This is a genomic window from Peribacillus sp. NPDC097675 (assembly GCF_050277655.1).
Classification (GTDB): Bacteria; Bacillota; Bacilli; order Bacillales; family DSM-1321; genus Peribacillus.
In genome coordinates, this window is the sequence record NZ_JBNNSK010000005.1 from 51,288 (window position 1) to 68,182 (window position 16,895).

The following is a 16,895-nucleotide window of genomic DNA, read 5'->3' on the forward strand; positions in this document are numbered from 1 at the left end:
ATTCCCTATTCACGTCATTTCATTCCAAAAATGATCTATTCTCTTTTTCTGGTGGTATTATTCTTTTAAAGACAGCATCAGAACAGATAGCTAACATCGTTTAACCATCGAGAGAAAAGAGGAGAACATTATGAAAGAAAATAAAAATAACCGAATTTCTATAATAGTGGGAACCATCCTCGTCATGCTCGGACTAGGAACTATCTATACTTGGAGTTTATATAATCAGCCTTTAGCAGATCTTTACGGGTGGGATGTAAGCGCTGTATCCACAACCTTCTCTATCATGAGTTTTGCGCTTGCGTTCTCAACATTATTTTCCGGTAAGATTCAAGAAAAAATAGGATTACGTCGTTTAATCGCTACTTCAGGGATTACGCTAGGGGCCGGATTGATGATTAGCTCCCAAGCTACATCGATCGCATTACTGTATATATTCGCTGGTGTTGTGGTAGGAGCCGCAAATGGCGTTGCCTATATGACAACCCTGTCCAATATCATCAAATGGTTCCCCGAAAAGAAAGGACTCATATCAGGTATTGCGGTTGGTGCATACGGTAGTGGGAGTTTAGTATTTAAATATATTAATAGTTTCATAATTGAATCAGCAGGTGTTAAAGCGGGATTTTTCTATTGGGGTTTGATTGCTCTAATCATGATTGTCGCTGGATCCTTATTAGTGAAGGAAGCAAAAGTTAGTGGTAACACTAAAACAGCTACTGCAGCCTTGCAAAGGGATTACTCATTAAAAGAAATGCTGAAAACAAAAGAAGCTTACCTATTATTTGTGATTTTATTTACAGCTTGTATGAGTGGATTATATCTCATCGGAAGCGTCAAAGATATTGGTGTTAGTATGGCTGGATTGGATATTACATCTGCAGCGAACGCAGTTGCCTTAGTTGCAATCTTCAATACACTCGGCCGAATTATTCTTGGTGCCCTATCTGATAAAGTCGGTCGATTAAATGTGGTAGCTGGAGCCCTCCTGGTGACAGCTATTGCGGTCATAGTGCTTAGCACAGTTGAATTAAACTATGGCATATTCTTTGTTTGTGTAGCTGGAATTGCCTTCTGCTTTGGCGGTAATATCACAGTATTTCCAACAATTGTTGCAGAATTCTTTGGTTTAAAAAATCAAAATCAAAACTATGGAATTGTCTATCAGGGCTTCGGATTAGGGGCACTATCAGCATCCTTTATCTCGGTTATCCTGGGAGGCTTTCAACCAACTTTTAAATTTATAGCGGTCTTGTGTTTTATCTCTTTCATCATTTCCATGACACTAAAAGCTCCAGGTTTAAAAACAAAAAACAAAAAAAATTGGACAATGGAATCCTATCAAGAAAAGCATGCAAACTAATGTTTTTTCAAAAGACTGGAGCCATATAAAAGATTACTCAATGCAGAGCAACTTTTTATAGAAGCACATCTTAAAGGAGTGAAACAAACATATTCACAATATTATACCTAACACCAAGAGAAGCTGAGATATAATTATCTTTATCTTATGAATAAAGTGAAATGGATTTTCTCCATTTCGCTTTTCTCTGTTATTATCTATTTTTTAACTGGAGCACTACATCCTAACGTTGTAGCAGAGCATATTTGGGTTACAAAAAGAAACATACCAGTAAATTTTAAACAGTTCCCCGAAACTATCTAAAATCGATTATATCGATTCATTATCCCCATATCGATTTTGCTTGCCCATCCAATCGTTTGCTTCTCTCCACATAAGCTTTTTTGCTGCAACCCAATTCACGCTATTTTCCATTCCTTTTGCAGGGTGAAAATCAGAGTCATCTGCCCAATAAAAATTGCCGTTGTTTTTTAAAATAATGGCATCCAGGATAATTGAATCATAATTTTCTGGGGTAGGAATAATATGAATACCCGTTACACCTTCAAAAAGCAATTCTATTGCAGATGGATCGCTATATTGACGTTGAAATAACATTTTAACATTCGTATCTAATTCTCCCGGAACAGACATGGAAAGATCTTCATCTACATAAGTTTCTGTCCCCACATATGCATTTCCCTTAAGCATCCATCATGAAAATAACCGAACCGCTCCAGCAAATCCTTGATATCCGATTCCTCTTTCAATTCATGCCAATTCATCTCTGCTGTCCTCCGATACATTTTGTCTTCTTATTAAGAATTCGTCGCTAACGATACCACTCCTTTTCATAATACATTTAAAAGCAACCTGAAATAAAACTCTTAAATCCGACTAATAAAAAAGCGACTGCTCATCATTCAGCAATCGCTCTCTCGTTGAATTCTTTATCATGGTTTAATTTTCATTTCTTTCGGTAACTGAGATGGAGCCTTGGGAACTTTTTTCTGTTCATTATTAATCACATCAGAGGAGTAAAGTGTAACGATCATACTTCCTCCGTATCGTTTAGCCCGAATCAATACCGGTTGGTTATATTTGTTTTGAAAGCGAAAGTCAGGTCCGTACCAGCTTACCGTAGCGTCACGCCCGGGTGGAACATAAGGTACGCGCCTACTATGGGAATAGCGCTGGTCAATTCGGAGTCCGGCACGATCGACAGCATTAAACAAGGTGGATGACACCTGACAAATCCCTCCACCAACCCCTTCCGACAATTCACCTCTTACGATGACGGGAGCACTCATATACCCCTTGTCCTTTGTTCTCTTCCCAACAACTTGGTTAAATGAGAAAGTCTCATTAGGAAAGACAACGTGATTATCAATGGCTTTTGCCGCAAGTGAGATATTATGTGAACGACTTTTATTGTTAGAATTAAAATAAGTCACGTATTGACCAATCTTCTGGTGCCGAATGTGAGCAAGTATTTCACTATCCACTTTAGGGTATACGTCCATTTCTGGCACCTCTATCTTGGAAGGTCCTTTACCAAAGAAATAGGCATAAAACTGTTCCTTGAACGCCTGTCGGTACAGTTTATAGCCTACCTGTCCTGGAACGATTCCTCCCTGATCGTTAAGCCTCGCATTTATAGGAGCTCTGTATACTTGCTGATCAAGTTTATCAATGAATGTACGCAATTTTTCATCATCAATCATCGGAGTACCGGGAAGGGGCAGTGAAAAGTTTTCACGGTCAAGACTAGCTATGGGTTGCCCTTGTTGGGTCACCGTTAAGCTGTCAGAAAGCTCGACGGGTTGAGCAAATAATAAAAGACCAGTTATCCAGATATGTATCATATGTCGGTATACCTCCCTACATTAGTATGAACGGGAGGTTGCCTTTTAATGTAATTCTTCCTTTTATATTGTCGTACGTATATAAAAAGCTATACACAAAAAGGCTCGAGCATAAGGATTTCTCCTTATCACTCAAGCCTTCATCCACAGCTTATGCACAATTTGAAGCAATTGGGTGCATTTTACTAATTTTCAGATTTCAAAGTTAACCCTTTTATGAACTTTATTTCAACGATTTAGGTGGTTATATTATAAACCCCATTCACTTATAATATGGTTCACCGTGATGGCTAAATTCGTTGCTCTTCTTAGTCTACATATATTGAAGAAATACTATATTGATTACTAATTAGTAATCTACTAACGTTGAATAGAATATCACAAAAGAATTACGTTCCATATTAAATCCATAACCATGCCGAGTCTTACCGAATAATTATCATCAACTAAATTATCTCTATACTGAGAATTTTCTTCATTATAAATATATAGTTTTCACCTACATGAAAAACTATATCAAATTTTTTATTTTCTAGTCCATTTAAGTACTTTAATGTATCAACAGTTGATTGGGCTGATCGCAATTTTCACACTTTTGTGCTGATCTTAATGGACTTGGACGCGTAACTCGGAACGATATGGCTTGCTTTCATTTCATACGTTTTGTCTTCAACTACCTGCTAAAATGCCCTTTCCGCTTTTTCCCTATTCACATCTTTTACGCCGCTCGCCTTCAACACACGTTCAATCTCTTTAGTATCCAAAGTAGGCGTCCTCTCTTCTTCCACCATTATTTTCAGTAAATCGTTATCCAACTTAAACTGTTTTCGAATCTCTGCTATATCTTTGTTATTCATCTCTAATTTTAACTCCCTAGCTAGTAAGATTCGTGCTTTGGACAAAAAAAGAGCATCAAAAGCTACAGTTAGCTTTTGATACTTCTTTATTATTACAATCTTTAAGATGAAGAAGGCCTATCTATTATGGATTGCCTTTGTTCCTCTTGGGTCGTTATGCACCTCTACGTGTTTTGTATATTTTAAAATTAAATTGCTAATAATGTATGAATATGGAGTTTTCAAGTACGACTAGAAATGTTTTTTCTCAAAAAGAGGGGTGGGATGTACTTGGTTTGGAAAAAAAAACAAAGTGAAAGTAAGCTTGTTGCTCAATCAATAGCTGAATCAGAATTATCGATAGAAGCTCTGAAAAAAAGCCTCGTTCAAATGGATGATGCAGAATTTGTAGAAATTGACATTTCCGAAATTCAAAAAATTCATCTTGTTTATATACGAACTCTCATTGACCAAGAAAAATTAAATGAAAATATTATAAAACCTTTAACTAATTGTTCCAAACCGTCTATTCAAGATTGCATTGTGAATTCCTCAATTATTCCCATTACTATTTTTATAGAGGCAAAAAAACAGTTGTTTTCAGGGTCCGTTTTGTTATTTGATTCTTCGCAAAACCTTTGGTTAGCTGTGCCATTAAAAAATCCTATTGGACGTGCCATTGAAACTTCTGAAACAGAAACCATCCTGTTCGGAGCAAAAGACAGCTTTAGTGAACAAGTAGAACACAATATTACGCTTATTCGAAGACGACTCCCCATACATGAACTGAAAGCAGAGAAGTTTTCTGTCGGTTCTATGAGTGAGACAAGTGTTGTTTTAATGTACATAGAGGGGCTGACTAATCCAGATTTTGTTTCAACAGTCAAAGAGAAGATTTCTGAAATTAATTTTGATCTCTTCTTTGACTCCTCACAAGTTGCGGCATTCATGGAGGAACATCAAAACAGTATTTTTCCACAGTTTCAGCAAACTGACCGGCCTGATGTAGTTTCTTATTCTCTGGGATTAGGAAAGATCACCCTTCTGGTAGACAATACACCATTTGCTCTTGTTGCACCCATTACTTTTTTCCATTTGTTCCAATCACCCGAGGACTATATTAATCGATGGGTAGTTGCCAGTTTTTTGCGCATCATCCGATATGTCTGTTTTATTCTGTCAATCACATTGATTCCTTTCTATGTGGCATTGACAACCCATCACTATCAAATGATTCCTATACAAACACTTCTGATCTTGGTCGACTCAAGGAGCAAGCTTCCTTTCACTCCTTTTTGGGAAGCATTTATCATGTTAATTTTTATTGAAATCATAAAAGAAGCAAGTTTAAGAATGCCTACAAAAACAGGTCAAACACTTGGGGTTATAGGTGGTATTGTGATTGGTCAAGGGGCTGTTGAGGCTGGATTCGCTAGCAACGTATTAATTGTCATGGTTGGGATCTCGACGATAGCTTCCTTTCTTATTCCCAACTACCTTATGACAAAAGCAAATTCATTAATTCAATTGATGCTTCTTGTTTTTTCTTCTTTACTTGGTTTAATTGGGATTGCACTAGGATGCATTGCTATTTTAGCCCATCTTAATAGCTTGTCTTCAATCAAGCAACCCTATTTTTCACCAGTTTCCCCTTTCTTTAGAAAGGATTGGATTGACTTATTCATTCGAGGGCCATTAGTTAAAATGTTGGAGCGTCCAGAGCATCTTAAACCTCTAAAACTGAAGAGATATAAAACTAGGAGATGACTTGATGGAAACCCACCAATTATTTAAAAAGAATGAAACCTATAATGGGTTTTATGCCATGGTGTTGGTAAATCGCCTCCAAATGCTATACTTTTTTCTGATTATGCCAAATATCTTGATCAATCCATATATGATTTGGGTGCTTATAGCTGTAGGGATATTATCCCAACTAAACCTTCTTCTTTTATCGAAGTGGCTTTTAACCCGTTTATCTAGCAATGGACATAATGGATTTGTCCAATTGTTTGGAAAAAAATTGGTGCGATTTCTCTCTTTCATCGGGTTGTTCTTTATTCTACTTAAACTTTCCGTCATAACGTTAGGATTCAGCGAAATTGTTCAAATATTTATGCTTCCAGCAACAGATACAAATTTTCTTGTCTTTTTTATTTTGTTGTTCTGTTTTTATGTCGCAAGTAAGGGCGTTGAACATACCATTCGTTTTGTGTTGATTTCTTTTTTCTGTACATTTTGGATAATCACATTTTTCGTTTTTTTCTTCCTTCCTCCAATAGCTCAACTCAGTGATTTGTATCCACTTATTCCAATGGAGTGGGAAGTGAAAAATTGGAAAGCTTTTTTTTTAATTTTGTCTTCCTATTCTGGTCCGGAATTTCTGGTATTTTTGGGACCATGGCTTAAAACAAACAATAAAACCTTTCGCTATTTGTCTTATGGCAACACTCTCACCGTTGTAGAGTATGTATTCCTATTTATAGCATCCCTATTTTATTTCGGTTCCAATTATTTAGGTAAAAGTCAATATCCAATTATTAATATGGCCCGTTATTTTCAAAATCCAGTGTTTGAACGAATTGATATGATCATGCTTTCCTTTGAATTATTTAACTTAGTTTTTGCAGTTTCTCTATTTCTACTATTGTTTTATGGAGCATCTAAAATAGCTTTTGGTAAAATGAGCAAGCCTTCCAGTGGAAAAGGTTTGTTATTCAGTGTAATCCTTATTTTTATCGGAATGGTTCTTGTGAATGAATTATTTTGGAAGTCTGGAGAGAAGCAGAACTTTTTACTTAATCTTCAAATTATAGCTGGAAGCATAAGCTATTTTCTTGTTCCACTTGTTATTGTTTTAGTAATGAAAAAAAGAGGGGGTTAAAAAACATGCGTCTACATAAAAAGATATGTAAAAGATTGATACTCCTTTTTATGACTTTTTGGTTATCTGGTTGTGCCCCTCTTACCGAAAATAACCTTATTGAAGAAATTTCTCCCATTACCTTTTTGTCAATTAGTAAGGGGGGTAAAGGGAAATTAAAAGTCAGTACAATTTTGCCTCCTCTAAGTAAAGAAAATAAGATTGTTATGTCGCATGAAGTCAGCTTATTAAAGGAGGATGTACAGAAGTACAACTTAAACTTCTACCAGGAAATTAAATCCGGACAAATGCGGATGCTGGTAATTAGTGATGAACTTGGAAAAGACGGGATTATGTCCATTATAAATGCATTATTGACTGACCCGGATATTTCTTCGAGAATCTATTTAGTTATCGTAAAAGGAAATTTTGAAGAATATTTGGAAAGTCAATTGGACAAAGATGAAAACTTTGATTACTCGTTTTACCGAATGCTGAAGCATTATGAGGAAAAAAACCAAGGAGAATTAACTGTCGTTAATCTTCATCAATTTAAAAATTTGCTCTATACTCCTTATTCAGATCCTTTCTTGCCTGTATTCAAAATACAAGAGGATGGGGGCAACTATGAAGGTACAGCCTTGTTTCAAGATGACAAGCTAGTTGAAACTATTACATCTTTAGATGATCGTATCTTCCAGCTGATAAACAACGATCACTACTTAGAAGTTTTACCGATTCAAGAATTTGAAGTTGTACTGGGTCATGTTAGATCTAAAATAAAAGTAGCTATCGATAGCAGCTATTCTACAATGACCTATACCGTGAATATAGACACTAGGATTGAGGAATACCAGGGAGAGAAGCAATTATTTGACCCAAAGGAGTTAGAATATATGAAAAAAGATATCGAAACCCATCTTGAAAAGCAAACACATGAACTAGTTAAAAAGATGCAAGAATTGAAAGTGGATCCATTACAGCTTGGCATACAAACAAAAAGACCATTCTCAAAACCAATAGAAGAAAAAAAATGGATTGAAATGTTTGAGAAGATGGACATTAAAATAAAATACAATATTAATATCGATCCTTTGACGGATGAAAATTCAAAAAGGCAAAACCTTTAATTTTTTCTATCGAATAACTCATAACGTAAACAAAAGGCCCTAGAATCTATATTTTTATGAAATTTATGTAATTATTATACAATAACACAAGCGAACGTTGTGGTCGAAAACTTGGGAAATGACCATGATTTCATCACATTCGCCTGGCTTTCCTCCAAAATGTCTGCGGCTTTTCTTTTACCGTTTGTTTGCTACCAATAATCCACTCCATATGTTGTATTACTATAACAGCAGCTTCTTCTTCATTAAACTCCGCCAAATAATTTTTTTCAAAAGGAACTGTAAATCTTTCTTCAGTTAAAGAGAAATTCCAACCATTATCTTTTTGTTCTATATGGGTATCATAATATTTTTCTGACGTATATTCATAAAATACTTTTTTCCCTGTAAAATAATTTTTTTGAAGATTTGTCGAATAGTTAATATAATAATTTCTCCTGAACTTTATCTAAAAACCTCATTTACTTATGATACGGTTCCCCTTATTGAATTCCAAGCGTCCATCACTCATAAGCCTCCAGGTCCTCAGCCACACTCGTATTTCCTTCGAAAAACTCATTAGGTTGGTACTGTACTTGGATTTCTCTAAGCCGCTCTAGTAAATAGTTTTCCAAATCCTTATCTGTACAGTAAACAAAACACCCTTTTTGTCCTCTAGTTAAAAGTGTCCTATAGGTGTTCCGGATAATCTCATCAGCCAGCTGCATCGCCTTCTCCGGTTCTTCTTTCGATAGCTTTTTAATGCCTTTTAAAGAACTGTCGGTTTTGGCTCTCTTTGAAAAATCCGTTTGAATTCTTTCTTCACTGAAGTACATGTCATCTCCAATGATCACGCCTACATAATCGAATTCCAGCCCTTGAGATGTGTGGATACACCCTACTTCTTGAACGGAGTTTTCATCTATTGCCCAACTGTCTGAATTACCGAGATTCCAGCTCATGCTGAATTGATCTGACAGTTCAATATCATGGATCTGTGAATTGTTCTTGCCTTCCTTCTTCCAATCCCAGCAATAACCGGCTAATAATCGGGCTTTGTTATTCACCTTATTCATCCTGAAAATTTCATCCCTCATCTCGACTGGATCACTATATACACGAAAATCATAGTTGCTGCCGATATAGCTTTCATTTGCCGTTTTCCGTATTTGAAGCACATCATCAATCCATGCAAGATAGCCATCCGAGCCATTGCACCGGAACTGTGAATCCAATAAGGCAGTCGATACACTGGCATTATATTGGTCTGCAAATTGTTGAATCGTCTCAATGCTCCCGGCATCCTTTAGCGTTACACGCTGACGCTCGTCAATAAAAAAGATGGAGAATTTAGAAGCAGAAATGATTTCCTTCATCTGGTTCTCACCAAGATGATTAAACATCCCGGACTTTTCATTTAGACGATGCGCTTCGTCCACAATCAAGACATCAAACGTATCTTCAGGAACATCAATATAACTCCCAGACCCTTTAAAGAGGTTATCAATATGGCCCTTACGGAAATCTTTTTTTAGCTTTTTAGCGTAAATGGCCCGTGGAGCGGCATTCTTGGTCACATACTGACAAACCATATTTTGAGCCGTCAACTCCACTAACAGGTTGATGGCCAACACGGATTTTCCTGTTCCCGGTCCGCCTTTAACGATTAACACTTGCTTTTTATTCGTTCTCTGCGCTTCTTTTGCCAGCATCTTTGCTGCTTCGTACACAACCTTCTGGTCATCAATCATGACGAATTCTTGATTTCCCTTCAACATATTAAGGAGGGAATCCTGCAATGATTTAGATGGACGAATTCTGCCATTCTCAATTTTGTACAAGTTTTCCTTATTGTCCCCAAACTTAATATGAGTCTTGATGAATTCTCTAAGCTTAGCCGCATCACCTTTTCGAAAAACGGGAGCTTTCTCCACATAATATTGATAGCCCTCATCAATAATTGGATCATCATCCACTTTGATATAGTTATGCAAATAAGCACATGGGTACAACTCCATCTGATTATCCTGGACATTTTCATTGTAGTCCTCAATTAGCGCCGCATACGACCATGCCTGATAAGATGGATGAGTGGTTTCCCTCACTCCACCACCAAGGAATGTCTTAACAATCGCTTCTTTGCCATCCACTTTCTCAATATCCTGCCATTGCTTAAGCTCAACGATTACAATAGATTGATTCGTATTATTACTGCCGGATATCAAGAAATCGACCCGCTTTGATGTATAAGGAATCTTGAACTCTATTGCGACACCAGCATCATCAGGTATTTCCTTATCTAACAGAACAAGATGCATGTACTTCATTGAATTATCCCAAGATCTTAATTCACTTTTATTAATCCGGCCCACTTTCTCCGTGTAATTATTTACGATATTATCTATTAATTTATCTTCAAAAACATCTTGAAGAAATTCACTTTTAATCGCCTCATATATAATCATCCCTGGCTCACCTTTTCCATTGTAGTTCTACAATCTATTGTCTACTTTATATTATTGTACACTAAGGTTCCAATACAGAACTTATATGGAAATAAAAAAAGGCAGAGCCCTTTATTTATCGGGCTGGTTGCCTTGTTACTTGTTTAAATTTGACCTCATTATCTGTTGTTTGCACAGATAAGTTTTTATGCCTAACACATTTAATAGAGAAAAATTATACACAAAAAGACTCAAGCAATAAGAATTTCTCCTCATCACTCAAGCCTTCATCCACACGTTATACACAATTTAAAACAATCGGGCGCGTTTTGCTTATCCCCTATATTTCAAAGTTAATCCTTTTAAGAAGTTACGAGCATAGCGGTCGCCGCACTGTTTATAATTCCGGTGCCCTTCTTTTCTTAGAATGGCGCCTAATTCCCCTTTGGTTATATTGACTCCTGCGTCTCCTAGGATATCAATCATATCCTCGCTTGTTAGCGTGAGCGCGATTTTCAATTTCTTCAGCAGGACGTTGTTCACACTTTCCTTGCCAGTTGGTGCCGGGCTCTCTGGTTGTCCCGGTTTTGGCTCTTGTTTGCCTCTTTTGAAAATGATCAGGCCATTCAAGAAGGACTCCATCATCTTGTTATTGCATTTGATTGTATCATCTTCATATTCGTAAAAATCGACATCATCGTCTTCGTATTCGTCATAGTCGTCTTCTTTTGGCTTGGTCAGCATCTCCATCACTTCTTCTTGTGTCACGTTCACGCCGCCCAGTTTGAAAATCTCTACCATATCTTTATTTTTTATATCGAGAGCATATCGTACTCTGATTAAAATATCATGATTATGCATCCATAAACCTCCTATATTCGTACCTATTTCAGTAGCTTCCTCATTATCATTACCCGAGTAAATTCTTCCAATACCATAAACGAAGGCAACTGAAAATCCGGGAATCGTTTACAGATTCCCGGATGCTGTAAGTGTACTGTATGTTTTATTATACCTAAAAAAGATGGATCCGACATTAAGTTTGGGTGAATCCGCTCAAAGGCTTATGATTCCTCGCCGCCCTCTGCTTCCCATCTCGCTATTTCCTCCCGAACCATAGGGGCCACCTCTTTGCCCAGTATTTCGATGGCTTTCATCACATCTTCATGCGGCATTGATCCCACCGGTACGTGCAGCATGAAACGGGTAATGCCCACATTTTTACGAAGGTGAATGATTTTTTTCGCCACGGTCTCTGCATCACCGACATATAGGGCGCCTTCTAAACTACGCGCCGAATCAAACGTTTCACGGGTGTATTGCCCCCATCCGCGCTCTCTTCCTAACACGTTCATCGCTTGCTGGGTGGACGGGAAAAATTTCTCTGCTGCAACATCGGTACTCTCGGCAATGAATCCGTGTGAATGGGAGGCAACCGGCAACTTGCTTACATCATGCCCCGCCTCTTTGGCCGCTCTTTTATACAGTTGAACGAGCCCTGCAAATTGCCTTGGGCTTCCCCCAATAATTGCGAGAACGAGTGGCAATCCTAGCATGCCTGCCCGAACAACAGATTGGGGAGTTCCCCCGCTTGCAATCCAGACAGGTAAAGAATCCTGAACAGGAATCGGGTAAATCCCACGATTTTGAATGGCTGGACGATGCTTGCCACTCCACGTCACTTTCTCGGATTGCTGGATTTTCAATAGCAGGTCCAACTTCTCATCGAACAAATCATTATAATCGTCCAAATCATACCCGAATAACGGAAACGACTCGATGAAAGAGCCCCGGCCCGCCATGATTTCCGCACGTCCATTCGAAATCGCGTCAAGTGTCGAAAACTGCTGAAACACTCTTACCGGGTCATCGGAAGACAATACCGTAACCGCACTAGTAAGACGGATTCGTTTTGTCCGTGAAGCAGCCGCGGCCAACACGACAGCTGGTGAGGAAGCCGCATAATCCCTCCGATGATGCTCGCCTACACCATAAACATCCAGCCCCACCTCATCCGCTAATACAATCTCCTCCACTACTTCACGTATACGTTCAGCATGGCTAAGTACCTTACCCGTCTCTACATCAGGTGTCGTTTCTACAAAAGTAGTCAACCCAATTTCCATGTTCATTTCCCCCTCTATGTATGCTTTATATCATGTTTTTGATTCTATCATTCATCATACAATATCACGCTATTATTTCTCAATTTTCAAAGAAGCTTAAATAGAAGCTTAAATTCAATCCACAGTCATCCTAACAAAGAACAACACTAATAGGCAGTGTCCCGTTTAGTGGGAACTGCCATTTTAAGATACTAGTTAAATCACCTGATAAAACAAACCATGCTGCGTGCAGTACCAGAGCAACATGCCATGTTTACGCTTCGGTATGCGGGCTTGCAGCCCCCATTCTGGATACTGTTTGATGACCTGCACCTGGTCTCCGGTAGCAAAAGCAATGAATGAAATATAGTGATCCTTGCTCATAGGATGATTGCTTGATATGAACCAATCCTCTTCAACCTGTGTAACTTCCAGCTTTTCTTCGTCCGTCCCCTTTTTCGGTACAAGTGCCTCCAACTTTCTTCCACAACAAGAAACAACTGCGTTCCCTGTACTTAAGGTGATATTTCCACAAGTCGGGCACACAAAATAGTTTGATCGTTTCATATTTCCTCCTACAAAATCATTGGAAGCGAGTTCACCCTCCAGAATATGTTCAATGTTTACACCAAGGAGAGCAGACAATTCCGGTAACAGGGAAATATCCGGACACCCTTGGCCACGCTCCCATTTGGATATAGTCCGGTCGGAAATGTTCATCTTGTCGGCCAAATCCTTCTGCGTGAACCCTTTTTCCCTCCGCAACCGTAAAATCAAATGGCCCACTTTGCTACTGTCCATTGATTCACCCCCTACTACATCCATCATAAAAGGTATGACCCGATCCAGCAACAAACGCTCCGTGGAGTTTTGGAGTGCTGCCTTATAAATAAGTGCATACAAAAAACCTGTCCCAATCGGAACAGGCTTTTTGCTTATCTATTATTATTTTGTGTTAGTAAATCCGCCATCAATGCGAATCACTTCACCATTAATATATTCTGCTTTAGAAGTGAATAGGAAGGTAGCAAGTTCCGCAACCTCTTCCGGAGTTCCCAAACGTTTTTGAGGAATCCCACTCGTTGCGTTCTCTTTCATGGCCGGGTTAGCTTCGTAGAAAGCTTTGACCATAGGTGTCTCAGTTGGTCCTGGGGCAATTGCATTCACACGCAGACCTTCTTTTGCGTATTCAGCCACCATGGACTTCGTTAACCCTGCAATAGCATGTTTCGTAGCGGAATAGGTCACTACTGAATCTTGTCCAATCACACCAGCACTTGATGCCGTATTAACGATTGATCCACCGCCATTTTTCAGCATAACCTCTGCAACATAACGAACGCCATACAAAGCGCCCATTAAATTGATTTGGACAATCTTCTCAATTTCTTCAATATCTGTATCCAAGAAGTACTTACCGCTTCCAGAAATTCCTGCATTGTTAAAGAAATAATCGATCTTTCCGAATTTCTCTACTGTTTGATCCACATAGTTCTTAACTTCTTCTGCTTTGGAAACATCAGTTTTGATGAAAAAAGAATCTACTCCTAATTTTTTCACCTTTTCCACCGTTTCGTTCCCGCCCTTTTCATTAACGTCCACTACAACGATATTGACTCCTTCTTCAGCCAATCGAACTGCTGTAGCTTGTCCTAAACCACTTCCGGCTCCTGTAATTATCGCTACTTTATTCTCAGTTGTCATAATAAAACCTCCAATTAAATGAATGAGGACCGGGTAACCGGTACTATTCTAGTATATATTTTATCGTGCCAAAATACCCAAAATATGCTCAACCCCATGAGTAACCATAGTTTACTTTACCCTGTAGATATGATTCAAAACTGGATATATATGGGTTAGAAGTTCACTGAAGTTCTATTAAAACCACTTTTTTTAAAATTAAAAAACCCTGACAGCAGTACTTGTCAGGGTTGAGTGAAGGTGATACTTTGTTAAACAATGATACTCTAAATGTCATAATTTAAGTGGAGATTTCAATTTTCCTTAGCTCACTATATATAAATCAAATTGGATTTCTGCTTGAATTATGCTAGAAAACTCTACATGATAGTTCTTTTTGAGTTGATTTAATTCTTCCGTTTTCCCTTCAAGGGATTTTAGAATAGGATTCAACTGATCATTAATATCGTACGATTCTTGGTATCCAGTGCTTAAAATCCAATCGGTTTGCTTTCTTCTTTTACTAGTAGTCGATGCTAGATTAGAGTGATTGATGATATCTCCCTTATTAAAGGTTTTCGTGGGCTTAATTCCAAGGACTTCCGTTACTATCTCCAAAGGGAAATCCTCCCCGTATGCACTAAAATAAGCCTTTACTCTCGTTTTATCCAGAATGTTTCATCCTCTTTTTAGTATTGATTTAAGCATTTTAGCCATCACAAGATCGGTTTGTTTTTCATCTCCCATGTGAAAGGAATGCGTTCCAGTCTGAGTAAAACCCATTTTCCGATAAAACTGGATTGCCGCCTCATTCTTTTCCCATACACCTAACCAGATTTTCTTTTTATGCTGTTCTTTCGCCATTTCCATTCCTCTATTTATAAGGTGATGACCCAATCCCTGCCCTTGAAATTTCTTTCTTATATAAATCCTCTCAATTTCAAGTGCCTCATCACCCTCCTTTTCCGTCTGGGCTTCACTCACATTCACCTTTAAATACCCGGCGACTTCTCTATTACAATAGATAAAAAAGAATTCCGAAGAGAGATTGGATATTTCCGTTCGTAATTGGGTTAAATTAAAGGCCCCTTCCAAATAAACTTTCATATTTTCAGGGGAATTCTGATCCTTAAAGGTCTCATTAAATGTTTCGGAACCAATCATTTGGAGTAGTGGCAAATCTTCAAGGATACATTTTCGTATACGTATCGTCATTTTACGATATTGCTCCTTTAATTCAACACTAAAATATTTTTTTTAGTGAATATCTGGTCTATTTAGAAGTATTTTAGTTTAAATTCCTAAGTTTGAATACTCTCCACGAGATGTTTTAGTTTCGTATCTTCTTGAAAACGGAAGACTTGTTCTTTGAGAGTTTATCTACAGTATGAAAGTCCGATTTCTCCAATTATTTATACCGTTTCAAAATTTCAACAAAAAGGCGAATCGCTTCAGGGAACACGTCCTCATCAAGGTCGAACCTCGGATGGTGATGGGGATACTGGCTTTTTTCACCGTTCATGCCGACAAAGATGAACGCCCCTGGTTTTTTCGTCAGATAATACGAGAAATCCTCCGATACCATGATTGGTTCGACAGGCTCAAATACGTCCTCACCAAAACTATCGCAAATGAGGTCTTCCATGAAGGCCGCCTCTTTCTGATCATTGACGAGTGGAGGCGTTCCAACGATGAATCGCACATCTCCTGTGGCCCCAAAGGATTGGCTGATGCCTTTCGACAGCTGGACAATCTTATTTTGGATCAAGTCAACCGCTCCTGGAGACAGCGCACGGATCGTGCCAATGATTTTAGCTGAATCGGGAATAATGTTATAGGTGGTGCCGGCTTCGATTTTCCCTACGGTTATCACGCCAGCCTCCATCGGATTCAAGGACCGGCTGATTATGCTTTGTAGTGCCTGGATGATGTGGGTCGAGATATAAATCGGATCGACCGTCTCATGCGGCATCGATCCATGGCCTCCAGAGCCTTTGATGGTAATCTCAAAATCATCAACGGAAGCCATCATCGGCCCTCGCCGCAAGCCAATTTTCCCTTTCGCCAGCCCCTGCCACAAATGGATCCCGAAAATGGCATCAACCTCATCGAGGACACCCTGCTTGATCAGTTGATCGGCTCCGCTCGGTGAAATCTCTTCGGCCGATTGGAAAATCAGCATGATATTTGGCTCGATTTCTTCACGATGCTTCGTGATCCATTCTGCAACAGCAAGCAAAACCGCCGTATGCCCGTCATGGCCGCACATGTGGGCGACCCCGGGATTTTTTGAAAGATACGGCTTATCTCCTTCTTCTATGATTGGCAGGGCATCGATATCTGCCCTGAGAGCAATCGTTTTGGTACCTTTCGTTCCTTTGACAAATCCCACTGTACCGGGCGGCTGATAATTAAGAATTTCAATTCCGAGCGTTTCCAGGCGGTGGCGAATGAAAGCCGTCGTTTCATATTCTTTTCCTGAAAGCTCAGGGTGCTGATGCAGATGGCGGCGGTCCTCGATCGCCTGATTGATTAAATACTGATCGATCATGCTTAAATTTCCTCATTCTTTCATTTTGTATTTTGCACATGCCAAGACTGATTCCCTGACTTTTATGTCTCTAAATTATATCAGAAGCAGTTAAATA

14 protein-coding genes and 1 pseudogene are annotated in these 16,895 nt (G+C 38.7%); 4 read left to right on the forward strand and 11 right to left on the reverse strand.

What is annotated here, in order from left to right:
* The first annotated feature begins 130 nt into the window (after positions 1–130).
* On the forward strand, positions 131–1,363 hold the full coding sequence (locus tag ACQKL5_RS09120) for an L-lactate MFS transporter (protein ID WP_427608148.1): 1,233 nt from the start codon (positions 131–133) through the stop codon (positions 1,361–1,363).
* 309 nt (positions 1,364–1,672) lie between these two features.
* Here the strand turns inward: ACQKL5_RS09120 and ACQKL5_RS09125 are convergent, their stop codons facing one another.
* The 3 genes and pseudogenes from ACQKL5_RS09125 to ACQKL5_RS09135 all read right to left on the reverse strand — a co-directional run.
* Positions 1,673–2,032 (reverse strand): hypothetical protein, encoded by a 360-nt coding sequence (locus tag ACQKL5_RS09125; protein WP_427608149.1) that lies wholly within the window; start codon positions 2,030–2,032, stop codon positions 1,673–1,675.
* Positions 2,033–2,295: 263 nt separating this feature from the next.
* The gene (locus ACQKL5_RS09130; RefSeq protein WP_427608151.1) at positions 2,296–3,207 is read right to left on the reverse strand and encodes a VanW family protein; all 912 of its coding nucleotides are present in this window, start codon (positions 3,205–3,207) and stop codon (positions 2,296–2,298) included.
* A gap of 590 nt (positions 3,208–3,797) precedes the next feature.
* Positions 3,798–3,989, reverse strand: a pseudogene (locus ACQKL5_RS09135) (DUF4317 family protein); the annotation flags it as partial.
* A 339-nt stretch (positions 3,990–4,328) separates the two neighbouring features.
* On the opposite strand from ACQKL5_RS09135, the gene ACQKL5_RS09140 reads away from it, so the two are divergent.
* The 3 genes from ACQKL5_RS09140 (at position 4,329) to ACQKL5_RS09150 (ending at position 8,036) form a co-directional block, all read left to right on the forward strand.
* A complete protein-coding gene (locus ACQKL5_RS09140) occupies positions 4,329–5,810 on the forward strand; it encodes a spore germination protein (protein ID WP_427608476.1) in 1,482 nt (493 codons plus the stop codon).
* 130 nt (positions 5,811–5,940) lie between these two features.
* Entirely contained in the window at positions 5,941–6,927 is a 987-nt protein-coding gene (locus ACQKL5_RS09145; RefSeq protein ID WP_427608478.1) for a GerAB/ArcD/ProY family transporter, read from the forward strand.
* Positions 6,928–6,932: 5 nt separating this feature from the next.
* Positions 6,933–8,036, forward strand: coding sequence for a Ger(x)C family spore germination protein (locus ACQKL5_RS09150; RefSeq protein WP_427608153.1), 1,104 nt, complete (start codon positions 6,933–6,935; stop codon positions 8,034–8,036).
* A gap of 503 nt (positions 8,037–8,539) precedes the next feature.
* On the opposite strand, the gene ACQKL5_RS09155 is transcribed toward ACQKL5_RS09150, so the two are convergent.
* From ACQKL5_RS09155 to ACQKL5_RS09190, 8 genes are all read right to left on the reverse strand, one after another.
* Complete coding sequence (locus ACQKL5_RS09155) at positions 8,540–10,480, reverse strand: DNA/RNA helicase domain-containing protein (protein ID WP_427608155.1); 1,941 nt, start codon at positions 10,478–10,480, stop codon at positions 8,540–8,542.
* A 312-nt stretch (positions 10,481–10,792) separates the two neighbouring features.
* A complete protein-coding gene (locus ACQKL5_RS09160; protein WP_427608157.1) occupies positions 10,793–11,320 on the reverse strand; it encodes a DUF1456 family protein in 528 nt (175 codons plus the stop codon).
* A gap of 203 nt (positions 11,321–11,523) precedes the next feature.
* The gene (locus ACQKL5_RS09165) at positions 11,524–12,585 is read right to left on the reverse strand and encodes an LLM class flavin-dependent oxidoreductase (RefSeq protein ID WP_427608159.1); all 1,062 of its coding nucleotides are present in this window, start codon (positions 12,583–12,585) and stop codon (positions 11,524–11,526) included.
* Positions 12,586–12,780: 195 nt separating this feature from the next.
* Positions 12,781–13,365, reverse strand: a complete 585-nt coding sequence (locus ACQKL5_RS09170) for a helix-turn-helix domain-containing protein (protein ID WP_427608160.1) — start codon at positions 13,363–13,365, stop codon at positions 12,781–12,783.
* Positions 13,366–13,509: 144 nt separating this feature from the next.
* Positions 13,510–14,268: an SDR family NAD(P)-dependent oxidoreductase gene (locus ACQKL5_RS09175; protein WP_427608161.1), complete on the reverse strand. Its 759-nt coding sequence runs from the start codon at positions 14,266–14,268 to the stop codon at positions 13,510–13,512.
* A gap of 303 nt (positions 14,269–14,571) precedes the next feature.
* Positions 14,572–14,919: a DUF4279 domain-containing protein gene (locus tag ACQKL5_RS09180; RefSeq protein ID WP_427608480.1), complete on the reverse strand. Its 348-nt coding sequence runs from the start codon at positions 14,917–14,919 to the stop codon at positions 14,572–14,574.
* Between the two features lie 6 nt (positions 14,920–14,925).
* Positions 14,926–15,462 carry a GNAT family N-acetyltransferase gene (locus tag ACQKL5_RS09185; RefSeq protein WP_427608163.1) on the reverse strand — a complete coding sequence of 179 codons (537 nt, stop codon included), beginning with the start codon at positions 15,460–15,462 and terminating at the stop codon, positions 14,926–14,928.
* A gap of 193 nt (positions 15,463–15,655) precedes the next feature.
* Positions 15,656–16,798 (reverse strand): M20 metallopeptidase family protein, encoded by a 1,143-nt coding sequence (locus tag ACQKL5_RS09190; protein WP_427608165.1) that lies wholly within the window; start codon positions 16,796–16,798, stop codon positions 15,656–15,658.
* Between the last annotated feature and the right edge of the window lie 97 nt (positions 16,799–16,895).

Bases quoted from the DNA above. Each gene is read 5' to 3' on its own strand.
- ACQKL5_RS09175 (WP_427608161.1), bottom strand. From the start codon at position 14,268: ATGACAACTGAGAATAAAGTAGCGATAATTACAGGAGCCGGAAGTGGT.
- ACQKL5_RS09120 (WP_427608148.1), top strand. From the start codon at position 131: ATGAAAGAAAATAAAAATAACCGAATTTCTATAATAGTGGGAACCATC.
- ACQKL5_RS09130 (WP_427608151.1), bottom strand. From the start codon at position 3,207: ATGATACATATCTGGATAACTGGTCTTTTATTATTTGCTCAACCCGTC.
- ACQKL5_RS09165 (WP_427608159.1), bottom strand. From the start codon at position 12,585: ATGGAAATTGGGTTGACTACTTTTGTAGAAACGACACCTGATGTAGAG.
- ACQKL5_RS09145 (WP_427608478.1), top strand. From the start codon at position 5,941: ATGATTTGGGTGCTTATAGCTGTAGGGATATTATCCCAACTAAACCTT.
- ACQKL5_RS09170 (WP_427608160.1), bottom strand. From the start codon at position 13,365: ATGGACAGTAGCAAAGTGGGCCATTTGATTTTACGGTTGCGGAGGGAA.
- ACQKL5_RS09185 (WP_427608163.1), bottom strand. From the start codon at position 15,462: ATGACGATACGTATACGAAAATGTATCCTTGAAGATTTGCCACTACTC.
- ACQKL5_RS09160 (WP_427608157.1), bottom strand. From the start codon at position 11,320: ATGCATAATCATGATATTTTAATCAGAGTACGATATGCTCTCGATATA.
- ACQKL5_RS09190 (WP_427608165.1), bottom strand. From the start codon at position 16,798: ATGATCGATCAGTATTTAATCAATCAGGCGATCGAGGACCGCCGCCAT.
- ACQKL5_RS09155 (WP_427608155.1), bottom strand. From the start codon at position 10,480: ATGATTATATATGAGGCGATTAAAAGTGAATTTCTTCAAGATGTTTTT.
- ACQKL5_RS09150 (WP_427608153.1), top strand. From the start codon at position 6,933: ATGCGTCTACATAAAAAGATATGTAAAAGATTGATACTCCTTTTTATG.
- ACQKL5_RS09140 (WP_427608476.1), top strand. From the start codon at position 4,329: ATGTACTTGGTTTGGAAAAAAAAACAAAGTGAAAGTAAGCTTGTTGCT.